The sequence below is a fragment of the Gottfriedia acidiceleris genome, assembly GCF_050457485.1.
GTDB lineage: Bacteria > Bacillota > Bacilli > Bacillales > Bacillaceae_G > Gottfriedia > Gottfriedia acidiceleris_D.
This window is the reverse complement of record NZ_JBCMJM010000019.1, coordinates 21,273-42,360: the sequence shown is the minus strand read 5'-3', so window position 1 is coordinate 42,360 and position 21,088 is coordinate 21,273. Positions and strand designations below refer to the sequence as shown.

19 protein-coding genes and 1 riboswitch are annotated in these 21,088 nt (G+C 33.9%); all 19 genes read left to right on the top strand.

What is annotated here, in order from left to right; translation table 11 throughout:
* The first annotated feature begins 417 nt into the window (after positions 1-417).
* The 19 genes from ABEY15_RS20320 to ABEY15_RS20230 all read left to right on the top strand — a co-directional run bounded on the left by ABEY15_RS20320 (position 418) and on the right by ABEY15_RS20230 (position 21,078).
* Positions 418-843, top strand: a complete 426-nt coding sequence (locus ABEY15_RS20320) for a DMT family transporter (RefSeq protein ID WP_429891885.1) — start codon at positions 418-420, stop codon at positions 841-843.
* A 26-nt stretch (positions 844-869) separates the two neighbouring features.
* A complete protein-coding gene (locus ABEY15_RS20315) occupies positions 870-1,568 on the top strand; it encodes a Crp/Fnr family transcriptional regulator (RefSeq protein ID WP_429891884.1) in 699 nt (232 codons plus the stop codon).
* Between the two features lie 43 nt (positions 1,569-1,611).
* The gene (locus tag ABEY15_RS20310; protein WP_429891883.1) at positions 1,612-2,094 is read left to right on the top strand and encodes a DMT family transporter; all 483 of its coding nucleotides are present in this window, start codon (positions 1,612-1,614) and stop codon (positions 2,092-2,094) included.
* Between the two features lie 28 nt (positions 2,095-2,122).
* Entirely contained in the window at positions 2,123-2,842 is a 720-nt protein-coding gene (locus tag ABEY15_RS20305; RefSeq protein WP_429891882.1) for a YjjG family noncanonical pyrimidine nucleotidase, read from the top strand.
* Positions 2,843-3,086: 244 nt separating this feature from the next.
* Positions 3,087-5,084, top strand: coding sequence for an IucA/IucC family protein (locus tag ABEY15_RS20300; RefSeq protein WP_429891881.1), 1,998 nt, complete (start codon positions 3,087-3,089; stop codon positions 5,082-5,084).
* Positions 5,081-7,174 carry an IucA/IucC family protein gene (locus ABEY15_RS20295; RefSeq protein WP_429891880.1) on the top strand — a complete coding sequence of 698 codons (2,094 nt, stop codon included), beginning with the start codon at positions 5,081-5,083 and terminating at the stop codon, positions 7,172-7,174. Before ABEY15_RS20300 ends, ABEY15_RS20295 begins: the two co-directional genes overlap by 4 nt.
* Positions 7,175-7,191: 17 nt before the next feature.
* The gene (locus ABEY15_RS20290) at positions 7,192-8,415 is read left to right on the top strand and encodes an MFS transporter (protein ID WP_429891879.1); all 1,224 of its coding nucleotides are present in this window, start codon (positions 7,192-7,194) and stop codon (positions 8,413-8,415) included.
* Positions 8,416-8,442: 27 nt separating this feature from the next.
* On the top strand, positions 8,443-9,687 hold the full coding sequence (locus ABEY15_RS20285) for a type III PLP-dependent enzyme (protein WP_429891878.1): 1,245 nt from the start codon (positions 8,443-8,445) through the stop codon (positions 9,685-9,687).
* Between the two features lie 171 nt (positions 9,688-9,858).
* Positions 9,859-11,355: an FTR1 family iron permease gene (locus tag ABEY15_RS20280; RefSeq protein WP_429891877.1), complete on the top strand. Its 1,497-nt coding sequence runs from the start codon at positions 9,859-9,861 to the stop codon at positions 11,353-11,355.
* The gene (locus ABEY15_RS20275) at positions 11,345-11,719 is read left to right on the top strand and encodes a hypothetical protein (RefSeq protein ID WP_429891876.1); all 375 of its coding nucleotides are present in this window, start codon (positions 11,345-11,347) and stop codon (positions 11,717-11,719) included. The genes ABEY15_RS20280 and ABEY15_RS20275 overlap by 11 nt, the downstream gene beginning before the upstream one ends.
* A gap of 218 nt (positions 11,720-11,937) precedes the next feature.
* On the top strand, positions 11,938-12,168 hold the full coding sequence (locus ABEY15_RS20270) for a FeoA family protein (protein ID WP_429891875.1): 231 nt from the start codon (positions 11,938-11,940) through the stop codon (positions 12,166-12,168).
* Complete coding sequence (gene feoB, locus ABEY15_RS20265) at positions 12,162-14,162, top strand: ferrous iron transport protein B (protein WP_429891874.1); 2,001 nt, start codon at positions 12,162-12,164, stop codon at positions 14,160-14,162. Before ABEY15_RS20270 ends, feoB begins: the two co-directional genes overlap by 7 nt.
* 19 nt (positions 14,163-14,181) lie before the next feature.
* Positions 14,182-14,337, top strand: coding sequence for a FeoB-associated Cys-rich membrane protein (locus tag ABEY15_RS20260; protein WP_429891873.1), 156 nt, complete (start codon positions 14,182-14,184; stop codon positions 14,335-14,337).
* Between the two features lie 95 nt (positions 14,338-14,432).
* Positions 14,433-14,543: riboswitch (TPP riboswitch) on the top strand.
* Positions 14,544-14,678: 135 nt separating this feature from the next.
* Positions 14,679-15,485 carry a bifunctional hydroxymethylpyrimidine kinase/phosphomethylpyrimidine kinase gene (gene thiD, locus ABEY15_RS20255; RefSeq protein WP_429891872.1) on the top strand — a complete coding sequence of 269 codons (807 nt, stop codon included), beginning with the start codon at positions 14,679-14,681 and terminating at the stop codon, positions 15,483-15,485.
* The gene (gene cytX, locus ABEY15_RS20250) at positions 15,478-16,716 is read left to right on the top strand and encodes a putative hydroxymethylpyrimidine transporter CytX (RefSeq protein WP_429891870.1); all 1,239 of its coding nucleotides are present in this window, start codon (positions 15,478-15,480) and stop codon (positions 16,714-16,716) included. Before thiD ends, cytX begins: the two co-directional genes overlap by 8 nt.
* Positions 16,700-17,512 carry a hydroxyethylthiazole kinase gene (gene thiM / locus ABEY15_RS20245; RefSeq protein WP_429891869.1) on the top strand — a complete coding sequence of 271 codons (813 nt, stop codon included), beginning with the start codon at positions 16,700-16,702 and terminating at the stop codon, positions 17,510-17,512. The genes cytX and thiM overlap by 17 nt, the downstream gene beginning before the upstream one ends.
* Positions 17,503-18,138, top strand: a complete 636-nt coding sequence (gene thiE, locus ABEY15_RS20240) for a thiamine phosphate synthase (RefSeq protein ID WP_429891868.1) — start codon at positions 17,503-17,505, stop codon at positions 18,136-18,138. Before thiM ends, thiE begins: the two co-directional genes overlap by 10 nt.
* Before the next feature lie 340 nt (positions 18,139-18,478).
* On the top strand, positions 18,479-19,459 hold the full coding sequence (locus tag ABEY15_RS20235) for a quinone oxidoreductase family protein (RefSeq protein WP_429891867.1): 981 nt from the start codon (positions 18,479-18,481) through the stop codon (positions 19,457-19,459).
* A gap of 473 nt (positions 19,460-19,932) precedes the next feature.
* Positions 19,933-21,078: an acyl-CoA dehydrogenase family protein gene (locus ABEY15_RS20230; protein ID WP_429891866.1), complete on the top strand. Its 1,146-nt coding sequence runs from the start codon at positions 19,933-19,935 to the stop codon at positions 21,076-21,078.
* Positions 21,079-21,088 lie beyond the last annotated feature (10 nt).

The following is a 21,088-nucleotide window of genomic DNA, read 5'->3' as shown; positions in this document are numbered from 1 at the left end:
AACCTCCCTTAGCCCTGGAATAAAGGGAATCTAATTATTAATTAATCTGTGTTAAGCTAGATTCGACATTTTTAATTGCGATTATCGAATTTTATTTGCAGTACCTCAAATATTTCAAAATGATCAAAAGTATCCACAAAATAAGGACTAATCCAAAAAACTCAACTACAAACTATCCACTAATTTTACAGTTCTCCACATTTTCATGGGAAGTTTTCCACATAATAGCGGAGTATCCACAAAAAACTCTTTCCAAAAGAATATTACTACAAACTATCCACAGAAATTTAACTGATTTAAAAAGTTTTCCACAATTGCAGAATACACTCATTTTTCTCTCTAGGACATATGTCCTTCCCAAACAACCATCCAATATCGTTTAATAATGAAGAAATCAATATGACAGGAGAGAAAAATATGAAAGGAATTTTATTAGCGATTGTTGGTGGAGCACTCATTACACTGCAAGGGGTTGCAAATTCACAAATTAGCAGTGATATTGGTACTTGGCAAGCAGCTACAATTACGCAGTTTACAGGTTTTATTGTAGCTTTATTCGTACTACTATTAATAAAAGATAAAAAATTAGCTGATGTTAAGAACGTAAATCCAATTTATTTAACTAGTGGGGCATTTGGAGCATTTATTATTTTTTGTAACGTAACAGCGATCCATCTCAATGGAGTTACATTTTCAATATCAACCCTTTTAATTGCACAGTTAAGTTTCACTTTTATTAATGATAGTAGAGGCTGGTTCGGAGTAAAAAAGCTAACTATTAGTCCGTCGCAATTTTTTGGAATTGGTATGATGATGATTGGTGTAGTCGTGCTTGGATCTTAAAAGTAATTGCTGGAGGTGAAGTTAACTTGAAAGTTACTAGTGATATTGAACAAATTAATCAATTTTTAGCTGAACTTCATATTGAAGAAGTCTTTAATGAGGATATAAAAGCTCATATGTCTCTTCATCGATTCATGCAAGGAGAGCTTATTTGTTCCCAAGGAGACTTACCACAAACTTTGTTTGTTTTAGTAAAAGGGAAAGTCAAAGTTTATACATCTACAGCAGAGGGAAAAACATTAATTCTATCATTTAAAAAGCCTCTTGAATTAATTGGCGACATTGAATATGTAAGAGGTTCAAATTATATAAATACGGTTGAGGCCGTTTCTCCGGTTGAAATGATGGCTATAGATTATCGGTGGTTAAAAAAATTTAGTAAAGACTATGCACCATTTCTTCAGTTTTTATTAGACATCATAACGGAAAAGTTTCATATTAAGTCGAATGCGATGAGTTTTAATTTAATGTATCCAGTAGAAGTTCGGCTAGCGAGTTATCTATTATCAGTTTCATACGATGAAACGAATTCTTTACTAATGGATAATTTAAATACGATCAATCTCAAAGATGCAGCGAATCTGATTGGAACAAGTTATCGACATGTTAATCGAGTTATTCAACAGTTCTGTAAGAATGACCTAGTGGAGCGGAAAAATGGGGGTATCCTTATTAAGGATCGAGCTGGTTTGAGTATTCTTGCTGGTAATAATATTTATGAATAAACTCTTAGGACGAATAAGTATTTTATTTTTGGAGGTGTGAGTTTTGCTGTATGGTTTAATATTATCTTTAGTCTCTGGATCACTAATTGGTTTACAAAATATATTCAATAGTAAGGTAAATGAGCGAACAGGAATATGGGTAACGACAACATTTGTATTAGGAATGGGCTTTTTAGCTTCTTTCGTAATGGGTCTAATATTTGATGGTAAGGAATTATTTGTTTTGCATAATATGAAAAATTGGTATTGGATTAGCGGAATTGTCGGTGTAGGTGTTGTTTTCTGTTTAACGAAAAGTACTAGAATTCTTGGGCCAACTTATGCTATATCAATTGTTCTTACTTCTCAATTAATGTTTGCATTATTATTTGATTCTAGAGGATGGCTAGGACTTGAGAAAGTTCCGTTTTCTTCTAAGCAATTAATTGGTGTTTTGCTTATTATAAGTGGTATATTAATTTTTAAATTAAACGGAATTAGTTTTAAACGTATTAAGCTAGTTAAAAATCACTCTAGTAAAATATGAATTAAATAAATAGAGATGGGGAAATGTTATGAAAACATACAAAACATTATTATTAGATGTAGATGATACATTATTAGATTTTGGTGCAGCAGAAAAAGTAGCATTACAATCTCTATTTAAAGATCAAAAATTATCATTAACTGATGAAGTTAAGTCAAGGTACAAAGAAATAAACCATGGACTTTGGAAGTCATTTGAAGAAGGTAAAATAAATCGTGATGATGTGGTGAACACACGTTTTTCAACCTTATTTAAAGAGTTTGGTATTGAAGTTGACGGTTTTCTGCTGGAACAGTCTTACCAAAGTTATTTAGGAGAGGGAAATCAATTAGTTGAAGGTGCGTATGAATTACTTACAAGTCTTCAGCATGAGTTCGATTTATATATTGTCACGAACGGAGTTTCAAAGACACAATATAAACGTTTGAATGCGGCGGGTATTTATCCTTTCTTTAAAGATATTTTCATTTCTGAGGATACTGGTTATCAAAAACCGATGAAAGAATACTTTCAATATGTATTTGATCGAATTCCAAATTTTGAATTAGATAAGGCATTGATTGTTGGAGATTCATTTAGCGCGGATATAATTGGTGGGGCAGGGTCAGGAATCGATACTTGCTGGGTCAATCCAAAAATGCTTTCAAATGACTCAGATGTAGTTCCAACCTATGAAATACAAAAACTAGATGAACTTTATAAGATTTTAAATATTGAACAGAAGGTTTTAGTTACTTCAACTAACTAAGACCTCTTAAAAGCAAAGTTTTCACTCAATCTGATAGTTGATTTTTGAACTTTGTCTACAGACTAAAAGCAAAAAGTTATATACTTTTTGCTTTTTTGTTTTTTATAAATTAGAAAATATTGGAATAAAAATCATTGACACTGATAATTATTATCACTTAATATGATAATGTGTTTTACAATGATAATAATTATCATTATCATTTACTTAAACTTAAATGAATATCATTAGAGGATGTGTAGAAATGATTAATATTCAGAATAAAGATGAACTAACAAATTATGATCATTTAGATCAGGAAGAGTTAAAAACTTTGAACTATCTTAAAAGTGAAAAACCTGAATTATTGGTAGGCTATCTTTCTAATGTGAAAGCAGGAAGAAGAGGAATTTTTCAACGTCTTTTCCAAGCGTTTATAAGAGAAAAGTTAATACCAGAAGAAAGAATTACTTGGATAAATGGAGAAGTGTCAAAAATTAACGTAAATCTACCTAGTGGAAGACTTCTGCAAGTTTCTGTTGGCAAATTACACTCACTTGGAAGATTCGACCTAACTGGTGATGTAATTGTAATTGACAATACATTATCTAACGAATTGATGCATCCTGTTGAACTGATTGAGTTATTAAAGAATGAAGGTATGTTAGAGGAAGCAGCTACAGAGCAGTACGAACGATTTAAGCACGAAATTCAAAATGGTGTTGCTAATCTAACGTTGGCCCTAACGGGTGCTACAATCAATCATCAAGAATTAGCGGAAAAGGCTAAACAATTTTCGGTTCATTCTTCAATAGAATGGACTCTACATCAAAAGAGACAGGACAAAGAATTTAGTCCACTTGCATTTTTTGAACAATGTGTAGTTGAAGGGCATCCTTTACATCCTGGAGCGAAAACAAAGTTTGGACTTAGTGTCGAAGAGGTAATTCAGTACTCACCGGAATGGGGTAGCAAACCAGAAGTAGTCATTATTGCAGTTTCAAAAGACCTTTGTCGAACGACATCCATTGATCAAACTACTATTACAAATTGGTTATTTAAAGAGTATGAAAATTTACAGCCTGCTGTTGAAGCGGTTTTACATAATAAAGGCTTGCAGCTTAGTGATTTTGAATTGATACCAGTTCATCCATGGCAATTTGAAAATACACTAAATGCATTTTATGAAAAAGAGATTACGCAAGGAAAAATAATTCCAATCAGTGATTTTGTTATTCCGACTCAATCATTAGTGTCATTTCGATCTTTAGCTCCGATTCAAAATTTAGGAGAGAAAAAACATCATATAAAAACGGCAGTTAACGTGCAAACAACAAGTGCTATTCGTACGGTATCACCTAATTCTGTCGTAAATGGTCCGATGCTTTCAAAAATATTTAAAGCAATTCAAGAAAAGGAATATGGATTTGATGGAAGATTTATTGTGTTAGAAGAACGAGCTGGAATTCATTTTAAGCCCGAAAGTTTAAAGATTTCTGAGGAAGAGCAATGGAAACTTCAAGCAAATTTAGCATCTATTTTAAGAGAAAATCCAGAAAACTATGTCCTACTTGAGGATGAAATTCCAATGGCTGCAGCATCATTAATTTCGAAATCTCCAATAAGTAAAAAGCCAATTGCGATCGAGTTAATTGAAAAATTTGCTATTGTAAATCATTTAGATGATATGAACGAGGCTGCTAAACTATTTATTCGTAAATATGCAAGAACGTCTCTACCTGGCTTTTTAACAATGATGGTACGTTATGGAATTAGCCTGGAAGGTCATATGCAAAATAGTGTTACCATCTTTAGAGAAGGTGAGTTAGTACGCATTTTAGTAAGAGATTTTGGTGGAATTCGAATACTTCCGTCAAGAATGTGGAAACAAGGTTTTGAAGCAGAATTTTATCCTGGTTCATCAATTGTTACTGATGAGGAAAGCCAGTTGCATAATATCATTTCGTATTCTGTTATGCAGAATCATTTTGCTGAGTTAATAACTTGTATAGTTCGTACATTAGAGTTCGATGAAGAAGAGCTATGGGAAGAAATTGCTAACGTTAGTAGAGAGATATTTAAGGAATTAAAAAAGGATCCCTCGATTAAAGTGCAAGCAACTTCGGATGAAAAAGCATTTTTCCAACCAATGATTAACTTAAAAGCTTTAGCAACGATGCGATTACAAGGAGATAGTACTGCTTATTCATTTATGAAAGTTCCAAATCCAATGAAGTACTGGAAAGGAGAAGTCGGAGAATGAGCACAAGTTTAACCCAAGTATTATTAGAAAAAGATTTTTTATATGAATCATTTAAAAAATTACGTAATGGAGAACTATTGGCTGATGAAGCAGAGAATCTTACATATTTAGTAGGCAATACGCCAAATCTAATTCCAAATTATATGGTAAACCTGGAAAAAGGAAGACGTGGTATTTTAAGCCGTCTCGTCGGTTCAATGTTAAGAGAAAACATACTTAATATTTCTACAAACTCACATGATTTATATGTTATTGATTCGATCTATGCATTAAATGTACCAGCTATTACAAGTTTTTGGAGAATGGTTATTCAACAGGTACAATCTTATAACCTACAATCAGGCAAAACTTATAAACTATATCCTCTTAATGAGCATGAATGTTTGGTTATTCCGGTAAGCCGTACTTATGCATTTAATCGAGTTGAGGTCGATGGTGAAATATTATTTGTTTCCGAGAAAGAAGTAAAACCAATAAATCACTCGATTGAACTGTTAGAAATTGTTCGTTACAAGAAAGAGTTCCAATACGAAAGTGAAAAATTTACTTGGGAGCAGCTTGCTAAAGAACTAATTAATGGAAGTGCTAATCTTGCATTATCCTATGCGTATTGGGATCAAAAGAAAAAAGAGCTTCAAAAGAGCGCTTCAGAATATAAGATCACGAATGTTTTAGACTGGGTTCTTTTACAGAAAAAAATAGATTCAGCATTCGACAGTAGCTTATTTTTTGAACAGCTTTCGGTTGAAGGGCATAATCTTCATCCTGGAACAAAAACGAAAATCGATATGAAAGCTGAAGACGTTTTTCAATATGCACCGGAGTTTGATGGAGTTGCTACAATTCAATTTGTCGGCATATTAAAAGAGTGTGTTGAATGGTGTGTGAGCGATGAATTTGAAGAGGATGCAAATAAATTACTATTTAGGGCTTACCCTGAATTAAGAAAAGTAGTAGAGCAACAATTTCAGCTACAAGGCCACCGTTTAGAAGAATATGTAATTGTTCCAGTACATCCATGGCAACTAGAAAATGCTATTCCTGTAATTTATAAGCAAGAATTGAATGATCAGACTATTATTCCAATCCGATCATTTCACGTTCCTTGTGGATCAACATCTTCTTTCCGAACTGTTGTACCACATAGGAACCAAGAGTGCATGAACTATGCAATTAAAGTTGCAGTTAACAGTCAAATGACCTCAACTGTTCGTACAATTTCTGCAAATACAACAAATAATTCTACGATTGTTACTAGATTAATAAAGTCCATTATGGAAAAAGAACAAGTGTTAAGAAAACAATTTGTACCAGTTTATGAGGTTGCTGGTTACAATTTCAAAAAAGAAGATGATAAGCAAAAAAATAGGAATTTGTCTGCAGTATTACGCGAAAATATTGAGTCATTTACTATCAATGATGAAGTTGCAATTGTCGGAAGTTCACTATTTTCAGCATCACCAATTTCAGAAAAAGTCATCGTCTTGGAATTAATTGAACAATATGCTAAAAGCATAAATGAATCTTCAGTTAGAAAGGCTGCTTATCAATTTGTTTCAGAATATGCAAATATTGCGTTACCTGGATTTTTGACACTATTAGTTAAATATGGCATCGCTTTAGAGGGACATTTGCAAAATAGTGTGATGGTGTTTAAGAATGGTCAACCTGTTCGGATGCTTTTCCGTGATTGGGGTGGTTTAAGAATTTATAAAGAAAGGCTTAAGAAAAACAATCTACATGTAGAGCTTTACCCCGGTTCGATAACTGCGACAGATGATTTGAAAGAAGTGCACAATAAATTGTTTTATACGGTATTTCAAAACCATTTAGGAGAGTTAATTTTACAAGTTTGTAAGGAGTTCGGTCTTAATGAGAGAGAACTATGGCAAGAAATCCATCAGATCTGTGATCAAGTTTTTGACAAATTAAAGGCAGACCCGACATTGACGGAAAATGTGGCATGTGACCGCGAAGCTCTTTATCAAATGAAGGTTGAGCACAAGGCACTTACAAAAATGCGACTAGATCCTACAAAGAAAGGATATTCTTACGCAATAGTACCAAATCCTCTTCATGAATTTAAGTAAAAGGGAACGAATTTAAAATGGCACAAATCGAAGTACAGAATAAAAAGAATTCGCGATTTGCTTTTCAATCAAAATCCTTCAATACTTTTATGGCGGGAAGCTTAATTTCAAGAGTTGGGGATTGGATGGATTTAGTTGCATTAAATTGGGCTGTCTTGCAATTTACAAATTCTCCAATTCATTTAGGCATTATGAACGCTTGTAGATTAGTTCCAACATTTTTATTAAGTGTTCCAGCAGGGATCATGGCTGACAGGTTTGATCGTCGAAAATTGTTAATATGGCTTCAAGTAGGAATGATGCTATTAACATTTGTGATAGGATTTCTTGTTGCAAAGGGTCCGTCATTTTGGCTGTTTGCACTAATTGTGACGATGCGCTCAATGCTTGCAGCTATGGATCCACCAATTCGAAACGCGCTAATTCCAAATCTTGTACCTGAAAGTTCAATGGCGAGCGCACTTGCGGTTAATACAATGATTATTAATCTATCACGAATTATTGGACCTGCAATTGCTGGTATCTTGTTAGGTATTACAAACATAGCAAATTTATTTTATATCAATGCTTGGGGTACATTTGCTGTCTTAATCTCTTTAGCTATTATTCGGGCAGACTACCAGTCGATTAAAAATAAAGATAATAATGAAAAAATAACAATAAAAGAAGCTGTCGATTTCGTAAGGAAAAAGCCCTCAGTCCAATCATTGCTTATATTAGCAATTGTTCCAATGGTATTTGGTTTCCCATATACGACAATGACGCCACTGTTTGCTAAAGAGTTATTGCATCTCGGTCCTGAAGGGTTTGGTGTTTTATTATCGATTTCTTCCATTGGTGCAATAATTGGGACAAGCTGGTTATCCATTGGAAAAGAGATCATCGAAACGGGTAAATGGCTAATTTATTCAATTATTGGATTTGGTCTATCATTGCTATTATTTATTGGAACAAATAATTATCTAATTGCAGGTTTGGCAATGTTCCTTGTTGGTTTAACGAGTCAAACATACAGAACGTTGAGTCGAATTACACTACAAAAGCAGGTTCCCGATCATCTCAGAGGAAGAATTATGAGTATAGCTTTAATGGATCGGGGATTTATTCCACTAGGTGCACTATTAATTGGAGCAATAGCATCAAGTTTGGGAATTCTCTGGGCGGGAAGTGTTATGGGGCTTGGCTGCATCTTAACCACATTAATGATTGTGTTGAAAAGAAGAGAAATCTTAAAAGTATAACTTTATTATTCTTAGGAGTGTATGAAAATGATCGCAAATATTGTGCAAACACAAAGTCGGGAGCAAGATCGTCCATTTTGTGCATATCTATATGACCTAACAAAATTACGAAATCATGTAAATTCATTAATGACAACTCTTCCTTCAAGCTGTCGATTATTTTATGCAATAAAAGCAAATTCAGATGAAATGATTCTGAAAGCATTGGCACCAATTGTGAATGGTTTTGAAGTAGCCTCGTTAGGAGAAATTGAAAAGGTAAGGAATATTGATCGTAATATACCAATCCTATTTGGTGGTCCTGGAAAAACACGCCATGAAATCGAAATGGCAATAGAGTATGGAATAACATTGCTTCATGTTGAAAGCTTACATGAATTAAAACTTGTTAATTATATAGCAATGCAAAAACATGTCTCCGTTTCAATATTATTACGAGTTAATTTACGTCATTCTGTACCGTCAGCTAAATTAAAAATGGCTGGAGTGCCAACACAATTTGGTATTGATGAGACAGAAATAGATAAGGCGATTACCTTAATAGAAGGTTTACCAAACTTGAAATTACAAGGTTTTCATTTCCATGCCATGTCGAATAATACGGATTCAAAATCACATACTTCTTTTGTAGATCATTGCTATGAATTGACAAAAGAGTGGAGTAATAGATGGGACTTAGATATTACATACGTAAATGTTGGTGGAGGAATTGGTATTAATTACTTGCAGTTAGATAAGCAATTTGATTGGGAAGACTTTACGGAACAATTGGAAAAAGTACTCGAAATACATAATGAAACAAGTTGGAATACTTTATTTGAGTGCGGTCGATATCTTACTTCTTCTTGTGGCTATTACGCAGCGGAAGTTCTAGATATTAAACAAAATCACGGTGAGTATTTTTGCATTCTACGAGGTGGAAGTCATCATTTAAGACTTCCTGCAGCTTGGAAGCAAAGTCATCCATTTACTGTCATCCCAGTAGAAAAATGGCCATATTCTTTTGAAAGAACTGAAGTAATCGGTGAAAAGATTACAGTAGCTGGAGAACTATGTACCCCAAATGATGTATTAGCAAGAGAAGTCATCGTTTCAAAATTAAGGGTAGGAGATGTTTTGCTATTTAGCTATGCAGGAGCGTATGGCTGGGCAATCTCGCATCATAATTTTCTAAGTCATCCACATCCAGAACGAATTTATGTAGAAAGTGATTCTTTAATAAGACAGTATGATTTTGTTAACGAAGGAATGTCTTTTGAAGGACAAAATTAGACTAGATAGCAAAAAGCTGAGGAATTTATCCTCGGCTTTTTTGTTGTTTAATCGAATGTTGATACAAATATTAAAATTAGTTAATAAAAATATAATTGACTAATATCTGAAATAGCCTTATTATCAAGAGGTGATAATGATTATCATTTATATTTAAGGGGAAAATCAACGATGAAGCAGACTCTTATTAAAGTAACTTTAACAGCTTTACTATTATTAGTTTTACCGTTTAAAACCTTTGCTGCAAGCCCTGAAGAGGATTTAACACATGCAAATTCGTTTGTGGAAAGTGCAATCCAATCTGCTCAAAAAGGAGATTTTAAATCTGCTGAGCAGGAATATAAAAAATTCAACGACGAGTGGCTTGATAAAGAGGATGGAATAAAAAATAAATCGATTGATGCGTATGGCAAAATCGAGGAAGCTATGGGAATGGTTCAGTATAACCTAGCACAAAAATCAGTGAATCAAGCTGCACTAGTAACTGCACTTAAAGGATTAGAAGAAGTAAATGAAAAGTTTATTTCTCATCAGTTCGCTAGTTCAAAATTAGATTCAAAAAGTACAGGTAGTGTTGAAGATTTAATCGAAATATTAAACAAAGCTTTAGCAGATTTGAAAGATAATAATGTAACTGGAGCAACTTCGGAAATTAATCAATTTAGAAAATCCTGGATTAATATTGAAGGTGTTGTATTAACGCAATCACAAACAGTTTACACGGATGCTGAAAGAGATATGGTTACGTCCTATGCAATGCTTACAGCAAAAACACCAGATGTGAAAGCGGCTACAAAAACAATTACGGATATGCGTGATTATCTATTACCATTAGCGTCTAAAACTAGTTATACAATGGTAGATGCTATTACAATCCTACTTAGAGAAGGCTTAGAGGCATTACTAGTAGTTGTTGCATTACTAGGTTTTATTAAAAAATCTGGTCAAGAAAAGAAAAGTAAGTGGATCTGGTTTGGCGTTGGTGCTGGTTTAGGCGTCAGTATCATACTAGGTGTCATCGTAAATATTTTATTCTCAGCAGGTACTTTTGGTAGCAATAACTTCTTAATCGCTGGCTGGACTGGGGTATTTGCTGCTGTCATGCTTTTATATATGAGTTATTGGTTACATAGCAAATCTAATACAAAGCAATGGCAACAGTATATTAAAACTAAGAGTGATCGAGCATTAAATACTGGTAGCTTATTATCCTTATCAATTCTTGCGTTTTTAGCAGTTTTTCGTGAAGGAACTGAAACTGTATTATTCTTTATTGGAATGGCGTCATCAATTAAACTGTCGTCATTATTAATAGGAATTGGTTTAGGCTTCGCAATTTTAGCAATACTAAGCTTCTTAATCTTAAAGGTTGGTCTGAAAATTCCAATGAGACCGTTTTTCCTTGTCTCAAGTATATTAATGTTCTATTTATGCTTTAAATTTGCCGGCATGGGTATTCATGGTTTACAACTATCTGGATTACTTCCAGCGACTCAGGCCCCTATTCCTACTATTGACTTCTTTGCAATATATTCAACTTGGGAGAGCTTTGTACCCCAGATGATTTTATTGCTAATAGCTTGTATTACTGTTATTTATAATAGATTCTCAAATAGAAACAATAAAAAAAGTAGTAAAAATTCAGGGGGAACTAAAAATGTTATCTAATAAAAAACTTATCGCAGCAATGGCTTTAGGATTATCTTTAACTTTATCTGCATGTGGAACGAAAACAGACGATGCAATTAAAACAGGTTCTGATGATATGATCAAAACGATTTCAGAATTAAAAACACAAGTTTCGAATAATGATGAAGCAAAGGCAAAAGATAGCGGAGAATCTCTTGAAAAGTCATGGGAAAAATTCGAAGACTCGGTAAAAGATAAAGACAAAGCACTTTATGAAAAAGTTGAAACGCCACTTCATATTATTGAAGCAGGAGTAAAGGTATCTCCATTGAATGCAGATACACTTAACCAAGCTGGAGACGAATTAGAAAGTGTATTAAAAGAAGTTAAAGATTTAAAATAATAAAGAATTAGTTAATTATCGTTTTCTGAAAAAGCCTACATAGAATTTTATTTGTGGGTTTTTTCTTTGCTCAATATTGGTAAATTTTTCATATGTTAACCTTTTCATAAAAGTAGGTAGACAATTAACTCGTCTTAATTTAAGATAAAGAAGTTGATAATGATTATCATTATTAAAATTAAAAATATAAAATAGTTTTTGATTCGGGGGAATCATTCATGCTACTTTCAGAGTTAAAAAAAGGTGAAAAAGCAAAAATTATTGATTTATCCAAATTAGGTGAGGCAGTGAAGCGACGTCTTTTAGATTTAGGAATAAGTGAAGGATCACTGATCCGTTTACAATGTACAATGCCGTTCAAAGGACCTTGTATGATTGAAAATTGTGGACAATCACTTGGCATTCGATTTCTAGATGCATCGGGGATAAAGGTAGAAAGAATATGTTAAATATAGCGCTTATTGGAAATCCAAATACAGGAAAAACTTCCCTATTTAATAATTTAACAGGTACATACCAATATGTAGGAAATTGGAGTGGAGTTACCGTTGAAAAAAAAGTAGGGACTATAAAAAATAGACGTGGCAATCTTATTGATTTACCAGGTATCTATTCTTTGAGCCCTCTTTCAAAGGATGAGGCAGTTGTCTCACATTTTTTTGTAAATGAAGCATTCGATGGAATGATTAATATTGTGGATGCTGCTCAATTAGAGCGAAATTTAATGCTAACACTTCAACTATTAGAATTTAAAAAATCAATGATTATAGGTTTAAACATGGTCGATGTTGCAAAAAGAAGAGGAATTTCAATCGATCCATCTATCATGTCTAACTTATTAAATGTTCCGGTTGTTCCTATTGATGCAAGGTCCGGTAAAGGAACAGATGAAGTGAATGAGCTATTATCGACAATTCCACAATCGAATGTTGATTTTAAAATTGACTATGGGATTCTTATCGAGGAAAGTATTGAAAGCATTATGTCTTTATTGCCATCTACATTATCAATACCTAAAAGATGGGCAGCAATACAGATGCTTGAAGATAATAAGGAAGTTATAGAATTTATAGCTTCATTGAATGATTTTAGCCAAATTAATCAAATTCTTAAAGAAACAAAAGATAAATTAAATAGGGAGCATGGAATTGTTCCTTCAAAGTGGATTTATACAAAAAGAAAAGAAGTTATTTCTCAACTAATTGGTGAATCGGTTATGAAAGAAGCTGGTGAAGCAATTACCTTAACGGATCGAATTGATCGATTTGTTACACATCCAATTTTAGGTATCCCTATTTTCTTATTAACGATGTTTTTAATGTTTAAGCTTACTTTTGATTGGTTAGGCTTACCTTTGTCTGACGCGTTAGATGGATTTTTATCAGGGCCAGTGACTGAATGGCTTACAAAAGGGTTAACTGTTATACAAGCATCTGATTTTATAAAAGCCGTTGTTCTTGATGGAATTGTTGCGGGTGTCGGTGGGGTATTAGTCTTTGTACCTCAAATATTTATCTTGTTTTTATTAATATCGTTCCTTGAAGATTTTGGTTATATGTCTCGTGCGGCTCTTGTAATGGATCGCGCCATGGAAATGGTTGGTTTAACTGGTAAGGCATTTATTCCAATGATTATTGGCTTTGGATGTAATGTACCAGGAGTTATGGCTGCCAGAACAATTGAACAGCCTAGAGAAAGACTTCTTACAATTTTGTTAACACCGTTAATGTCTTGTTCAGCACGTTTACCAGTATATGCACTATTCGTGGGAGCATTTTTTGCAAAAAACCAAGCAATTGTTGTATTTTCACTTTATGTACTTGGAATAGTTGTTGCTTTAATATTAGCTAAAATCTTTTCTTCAACAATATTAAAAGGAGAGTTTTCATTATTTGTAGTAGAACTTCCACCATACCGTATGCCTCAAGGTAAGGCTTTATTTAGAAGTACTTGGGATAAAGGAAAAGGTTTTATTCGAAAAGCTGGTACATTTATTTTTGGTGGTTCAGTAGTAATCTGGTTGTTATCTTATATGGGGCCTGGTGGCGTCAATGTTCCGATGGATGATAGCTTTTTAGCAATGATTGGAGGGATACTTGCACCGATTCTTGCACCATTAGGATTCGGTACATGGCAAGCTGGAGCTTCTTTAATTACAGGATTTTTAGCTAAAGAGGTAGTTGTATCAGCGATGAATATCATTTATCATGTTCCAAATGCACATTCTTTACAAGGAATATTGTCAACACAGTTTACTGCACTTTCTGCATTTAGCTTTATGGTTTTCGTTTTGTTATATGTTCCGTGTCTTGCAACTGTTGCGACAATTCGTAAAGAGTCTGGTTCAGCTAAATGGACTTATTTCTCAGTTGGATATGCATTAGTCATTGCATATGTATTAGCGTTAATTATCTACCAAGTTGGAAGTCTATTAGGCTACTAACAGAAAGGAGTATCTATTTATGATTGTCAATATTATAATAGGAGCTCTTATTTTTGGATATGCGGGGTGGACACTTTTCCGATATATAAAGAAAACCAAAAAAGGGAAATGTGGATCTTGCTCAATAGCAAAAACTTGCAGTTCAAATTGTGATTCGGTTAACTATTCAAAATGATTAGATGTAGATGTTAATTTATTGAAATTTAGTCTAAATACTTGAATAAAATATCAGTATTCATTAAGATGATAAAGTAATTGTATTAAATAATTGAATAGTACTAGGGGTGCCGTAAATGGTCGGCTGAGATTAAGACACGATAGTCTTTGACCCTTTAACCTGATCTGGATAATGCCAGCGTAGGAAAGTGAACGGTAGAATACATATTTTGTATTCATAACATTGATTTGTTCGAGCACAAGTCCTTATGGGATTTGTGCTTTTTTGTATTTAAAATCAAGTTTCATCTTCTATCTGTAAGATCAAAGAGTTCTATTCATGAAATAGGGGGAAGAGAATTGAAGAAAGTATTAACGATAGCAGGCTCTGATTCAAGTGGTGGTGCAGGAATTCAAGCGGATTTAAAGACGTTTTCAGCTCATCGTGTTTTTGGAATGAGTGTAATTACAGCAGTAACTGCTCAAAATACGCAAGGAGTGTTTGCAGTACAAGATATGACACCAGAGATTATTGCTAGTCAGTTAGATGCAATTTTTACTGATATTGAAGTCGATGCTGTAAAAATTGGAATGGTATCTCAAATAGATACAATTAAAGTAATTGCAGAGAAACTAAAGCAATATAAACCAAAGCAAATCGTAGTTGATCCAGTTATGGTTTCAAAAAGCGGATTTGACTTATTAAGTCCAGATGCGAAGGAAGCCTTAATTCAAGAATTAATTCCGTTAGCAACTGTTATTACACCGAATCTTCCTGAGGCAGAAGTTATTACTGGAAGAAAAATTACAACGATTGAGGAAATGAAAGAAGCTGCTATTCAAATTCACTCATTAGGTGCTAAAAACGTCCTTGTAAAAGGCGGTCATCTAGAGGGTGAAGCTACCGATATTTGTTTTAATGGTGAGGAATTTACAAGTTTTAATAGCGTTAGAATTAATACAATTAATACACACGGTACAGGTTGTACTTTATCTTCAGCCATTACATCTAATTTAGCAAATGAACTTGAGTTAAATGAGGCAATTCGAGAGGCGAAAAATTATATAACATTAGCAATCCAACATTCCTTTTCAATCGGAAAAGGGGTAGGTCCTGTACATCATTTCTACTCATTGTATGAAAAGGCAGGAGAACAACATGTCTAATCAAAATGCAAAAATGACGAAGTGGAACTTTACAACACTTTGGTTTGGTGCGGCAGTTTCTGTAGCAGAAATTATGACTGGTGCCCTAGTAGCACCACTAGGTTTTAAGAAAGGTTTGACCGCCATTTTAGTAGGACATTTACTTGGAACACTATTGCTTATTTTAGGTGGAGTCATTGGATCTCAGCAAAGATTATCAGCCATGGAATCTACAAAAATTTCATTTGGTAGCTATGGTAGTTATTTGTTTTCGATTTTAAATGTTTTACAGTTACTAGGCTGGACAGCAATTATGATTTTAACAGGAGCTCGCTCAATCAATTTAGTTACAATAAAAGATTATCAATTTGACCACCTATGGGTGTGGTGTTTAGTCATTGGAGTATTAATAGCAATCTGGTTGTACTTTGGACAAAATGCTTCAAAAAAACTAAATAGTTTAGCTGTTTGTTTATTATTTGTTTTAACAATTGTACTTTGTTTTGTCATTTTTAAAAGCGATAAAATCTTAACACAACCAAGCACTTCTGGATTATCTTTTGGTGAAGCCGTTGAATTATCGGTGATTATGCCATTATCGTGGATTCCATTAATTAGTGATTATACTCGATTTGCTAAGACAACAAAGGATGGTGCAATCGGTAGTTTTATAGGTTATATGTTTGGTAGCTCTTGGATGTATATTATTGGGCTAGGCGCAGCATTAGCATTTAATCAAGTAGACCCGGTTGCTGTTTTAATGAGTGCAAATCTAGGATTATTTGCAGTTGGTATCGTCGTCTTAGCGACTGTTACAACGACTTTTATGGATGCTTACTCTGCCGGAATTTCAGTTACAACCATTTTTCCAAAGCTAAATGGTAAACATATCGCCCTTATCGTTACAGCTATTGGAACGGTATTGGCCGTTATTTTCCCTATTGAGAAGTATGAAGGATTTTTATATACAATTGGTTCTTTTTTTGCACCGTTATATGCAATTTTATTAACGGACTATTTTATTCTAAAAAGAACAAGTATAAGTAAATCGTTGAAGATTGATTGGATTGCATTTATTACATGGATTTTAGGGGTTTTTATTTACCGTAAGTTTGTTCAATTAGACTTCTTCCTTGGAGCTACTGTTCCAAGTATGATTTTAATTTGTGTCATTTATATAGTTGTTCAGTTTGTTATTAATAAGCTTGTTCGAAAGCAAATTGGGGGAGAAAAAAATGTTAACTATGAATGAAATGAGTCAAATTCTTGAAAGCGTAAAAGAGAAAAAGCCTTTAGTTCATCACATTACAAATTATGTAACTGTAAATGACTGTGCAAATATGGTGTTAGCTCTAGGTGGATCACCAGTTATGGCAGATGATTTAGCCGAAGTAGAAGAAATGGTATCTTTTGCATCAGCTCTTGTTATTAATATTGGAACATTAAATGAAAGAACAATACAGTCAATGATTAAAGCCGGTAAAAAAGCTAATCAATTAGGAGTACCAGTTATATTAGATCCTGTTGGTGTAGGGGCAACAACTCTACGTACAGAAACAACTGCTAAATTATTGAAAGAAGTACGTTTTGCAGTAGTTCGTGGAAATATGTCAGAAATTAAAATGATTGCTGGCTTAAATGTTCAAATTAAAGGTGTTGATTCTGTAGCTGGTGAAGAAGACGGCGTTGAAATTGCGAAATCTCTATCAGCAAAATTAGGCTCAGTAGTTGCAATTACAGGTGCGGTAGATATTATTGCAGAACAAGACCGAGTATGTACCATTTCAAATGGAGATAAAATGCTAGCTGATGTAACTGGAACTGGATGTATGAGTACATCATTAATTGGAACTTATGCTGGTGCAACGACTGATTATTTCCTTGCAGCTGTTTCCGGTATTACTACAATGGGACTATGTGGAGAGCTTGCTAAGGCTCGCCTAACTGAAGGGCAAGGAATCGGTACATTTAAAGTAAACTTATTTGATGAGGTATCTAAAGCTTCTGTTGATACACTTCTAACAGGAGGAAAAATCGAATGGCTATAACAAAAAGTAAAATAGATTATAAGCTTTATTTAGTAACGGATCGAGATGTATTAGGATCAAGGGATTTAGTTCAATCTGTAGAGGAAGCAATTAAAGGTGGAACAACAATCGTACAAATAAGAGAAAAAAATTGTAGTAGTCTAGACTTTTACAAAATTGCTATGCAAGTAAAAGAAGTCACTTCGAAATATAATGTTCCATTGATTATTAATGATCGTTTAGATATCGCTTTGGCAATAAAAGCGGATGGCTTACACATCGGACAAGAAGACTTACCTTTAACTGTAGCTAGAAAGATTGTTGGAGAAGACATGATCATTGGCGTATCTGCAACAACTTTAGAAGAAGCAATGATTGCACAAGAACAAGGTGCAGATTATGTTGGAATTGGCTCAGTTTACCCGACGAGTACAAAACTAGATGCGAAGTATTTATCACGAGATGAGTTACGAAGAATACGTGAAGCATTAAAAATTCCAATCGTAGGAATCGGTGGTATTAATGAAGAAAATGTTTCAGAATTAATGGAAACAAATATTGATGGTGTTGCGATTGTCTCTGCTATTTTAGGGAAAGAAGATATTAAATCAGCTGCTGAACATTTGAGTATGCTGGTTAATAAATAATAAATTACTGGGGTTGTCTATTACATCGTTATTTGATGGATAGATGCCCTTTTTTATAAAGTCCAGAACTTTATAACAATGACAATAAACTCTCCTTAACTAATATAATTAATCATTTCGATTATGTCTATTTGAATAACATATGGTAATTCGAAGTGACATAACCAATCAAAATATATATGGAATGAGTGAGATATTCCAAGGTATGTTCTGTTCTGTACCATCGTAAATAATTGTAACTAATAAGTCTGTCTTATTGAAGCTCATAATAAATTGTTATTTTTCGGCACCACAATTTAGCAGGTAAAATAAATGTATGACAAAAAGTGGGGTGATCTTAATGAAGGCAGTTGTTGTGACCGAGTTTGGAAAACCAGAAGTATTAAAGGTTGTTGATATGGAAGTGCCATCAATTAATTCTAAACAAGTATTAATTAAAGTGGAAAAAGCCAGTGTAAACTTTGCAGATGTAAAAGCAAGATACGGAAAAAAGGGTAAAGGAAAATTCCCATTTATCCCCGGTCTTGATGCAACTGGAACAATTGAAGCTGTAGGCGCAGGTGTGCAACAGTTTCAGGTTGGACAACGAGTTGTTGCATTTCCAGTAGGTGGTTCATATGCTGAGTACGTTGTAGCAAATGAAAATTTAACATTCCAAATCCCTGAATCAGTAGAATTTGATGTAGCTGCAGCTTGTCCTACAGTATCTTTTCTTTCATATAAACTCCTGGCTGATTTAGCCAGAATTGAAAAAGGAGAAACGGTATTAATTCATTCTGCCGCTGGTGGTGTAGGTACAACTGCTATTCAAATGGCAAAGATTTTAGGTGCCGGAAAAATTATTGGAACAGTAGGAAGTGAACAGAAGATAGCATATGCTTTAAACGCTGGGGCAGATCATGTTATTTGCTATGAAAAAGAAAACTTTGCAGAAAAAGTAAATGAATTAACAGATGGAAATGGCGCTAATATCATTTTAGACTCAGTTGCTGGTAGAATTGCAGAACAAAGCATAAACTGTTTAGCCAAATACGGGCGTCTAGTTCATTTTGGAAATTCAAGTGGCGAAGTAGGTCATTTTAAAACGAGTGAGTTGCATTCAAGTTGCCGATCTGTCCTTGGCTTTAGTTTGGGTACAACAAGAAAAGAAAGACCAGAGTCATTGAAGGAAACAGCTGAACAAGTTTTTCGATATATCAATGAAGGACTTTTAAATATAAAGATAGGGCATCATTTTACGTTAGGAGATGTAGTTAGTGCCCATCGATTAATCGAAAGTAGACAAAGTACTGGTAAAATATTATTAGATATCAATAGTTAATCAAGAAGAACATATCTCTGTTCATGGGGGTATGTCTTTTTTGTTTTTTGAATATTGAGTATGCAAGTTAATATAGTTTTGATCATTTTAATTATAGTTTTGAAGTTTTTAATTGCAGATATCGTTATTTTAATAGCAGATTTGACATTTTTATTTACAGTTATCCTTTTATTTGCACTCCTCCGAGACTTATATTCACCACCCTAAGACATATTTGCAGTTCACCATCCAACAGTAATTCAGATTACATTCCCAAGAACGTCCCGCTTTTCCTAACATTTCCTCTCTTGTCTCAATTTGTCGAAAGGACATTAAAGGAAAATGGTAGAAAATATCGAATATTATCAATTGTAAGACTAAAATATTTATTTCTTATACACGAAATATGAGACTCCACTGCTATTTGCTGCAGTTGGAGACATTCTTACGTTTATTAAAATGTACCTAAATACTAAAAGGAGAGTGACTAACACATGGATTTTTTATTATCTAAAGAACAGCAAATGATTCAAGAAATGGTACGAGATTTCGCAGCGAAGGAAATTGAGCCTTTTGCAGAAGAGCTTGATCGTGATAGCAAATTCCCAATTGAAACGTTCAAAAAAATGGGTGAATTAGGTTTATTAGGAATTCCGTTCCCTGAAGAATACGGCGGTAGCGGTGGCGATACAATTAGTTATGCTTTAGCTGTAGAGGAAATAGGGCGTGCATGTGGAGGAACAGGTTTAAGTTTTGCTGCAACATGTTCATTAGGTGCTTCTCCGATTTACTATTTTGGTACAGAGGAACAAAAGCAAAAATACTTAGTACCAATGGCGCAAGGAAAAACACTTGGAGCTTTCGGTTTAACTGAGCCAAATGCGGGTTCTGATGCTGGTGGAACACAAACAAAAGCAGTTTTAGAAGGTGATGAGTATGTGATTACAGGTGAAAAATGCTGGATTACAAATGCTCAGTATTCTAACACAATTATCGTAACTGCTTATACTTCTATTGATGAAAAAGGAAAGAAAAATATTTGTGCGTTTATCGTACCAACTGACTCAGAAGGATTAACAATTACAGATCCTTATGACAAGATGGGTGTCCGTGCTTCTAATACGACACAAATTATATTAGATGGCGTACGTGTTCCAAAAGAAAACATTCTTGGCAATCCTGATAAAGGTTTTGGCCAATTCTTATATACATTAGATGGTGGTAGAATTTCAATTGCAGCACTTGCTGTAGGTATTGCACAAAAAGCTTTTGATAAAGCATTAGTATATGCAAAAGAACGTAAACAATTTAAACAACCTTTATCTAGTTTCCAAGCTATTCAATTTAAATTAGCTGATATGGCTATGGGAATTGAGTTAGCAAGAAATATGGTGCACAAAGCTGCTTGGTTAAAAGACAATGGAAAACCTTTTACGAAAGAAGCGGCATTCGCTAAGTTATACGCATCTGAAATCGCTTCCAAAATTGCGAATGAATCATTACAAATTCATGGTGGATATGGCTACATGAAAGAGTATGGCATTGAACGTTTAGTGCGTGATGCTAAGTTACTTGAAATTGGTGAAGGTACATCAGAAATTCAACGTATGGTAATTGCACGTCAATTAGGATGCCGATAAGGAGAGAGAA

Coding starts and splice junctions, on each gene's coding strand:
- feoB (WP_429891874.1), top strand. CDS start 12,162: ATGTTAAATATAGCGCTTATTGGAAATCCAAATACAGGAAAAACTTCC.
- thiE (WP_429891868.1), top strand. CDS start 17,503: ATGGCTATAACAAAAAGTAAAATAGATTATAAGCTTTATTTAGTAACG.
- ABEY15_RS20270 (WP_429891875.1), top strand. CDS start 11,938: ATGCTACTTTCAGAGTTAAAAAAAGGTGAAAAAGCAAAAATTATTGAT.
- ABEY15_RS20260 (WP_429891873.1), top strand. CDS start 14,182: ATGATTGTCAATATTATAATAGGAGCTCTTATTTTTGGATATGCGGGG.
- ABEY15_RS20305 (WP_429891882.1), top strand. CDS start 2,123: ATGAAAACATACAAAACATTATTATTAGATGTAGATGATACATTATTA.
- ABEY15_RS20275 (WP_429891876.1), top strand. CDS start 11,345: ATGTTATCTAATAAAAAACTTATCGCAGCAATGGCTTTAGGATTATCT.
- ABEY15_RS20300 (WP_429891881.1), top strand. CDS start 3,087: ATGATTAATATTCAGAATAAAGATGAACTAACAAATTATGATCATTTA.
- ABEY15_RS20285 (WP_429891878.1), top strand. CDS start 8,443: ATGATCGCAAATATTGTGCAAACACAAAGTCGGGAGCAAGATCGTCCA.
- ABEY15_RS20235 (WP_429891867.1), top strand. CDS start 18,479: ATGAAGGCAGTTGTTGTGACCGAGTTTGGAAAACCAGAAGTATTAAAG.
- ABEY15_RS20295 (WP_429891880.1), top strand. CDS start 5,081: ATGAGCACAAGTTTAACCCAAGTATTATTAGAAAAAGATTTTTTATAT.
- ABEY15_RS20320 (WP_429891885.1), top strand. CDS start 418: ATGAAAGGAATTTTATTAGCGATTGTTGGTGGAGCACTCATTACACTG.
- thiM (WP_429891869.1), top strand. CDS start 16,700: ATGTTAACTATGAATGAAATGAGTCAAATTCTTGAAAGCGTAAAAGAG.
- ABEY15_RS20230 (WP_429891866.1), top strand. CDS start 19,933: ATGGATTTTTTATTATCTAAAGAACAGCAAATGATTCAAGAAATGGTA.
- ABEY15_RS20290 (WP_429891879.1), top strand. CDS start 7,192: ATGGCACAAATCGAAGTACAGAATAAAAAGAATTCGCGATTTGCTTTT.
- cytX (WP_429891870.1), top strand. CDS start 15,478: ATGTCTAATCAAAATGCAAAAATGACGAAGTGGAACTTTACAACACTT.
- ABEY15_RS20280 (WP_429891877.1), top strand. CDS start 9,859: ATGAAGCAGACTCTTATTAAAGTAACTTTAACAGCTTTACTATTATTA.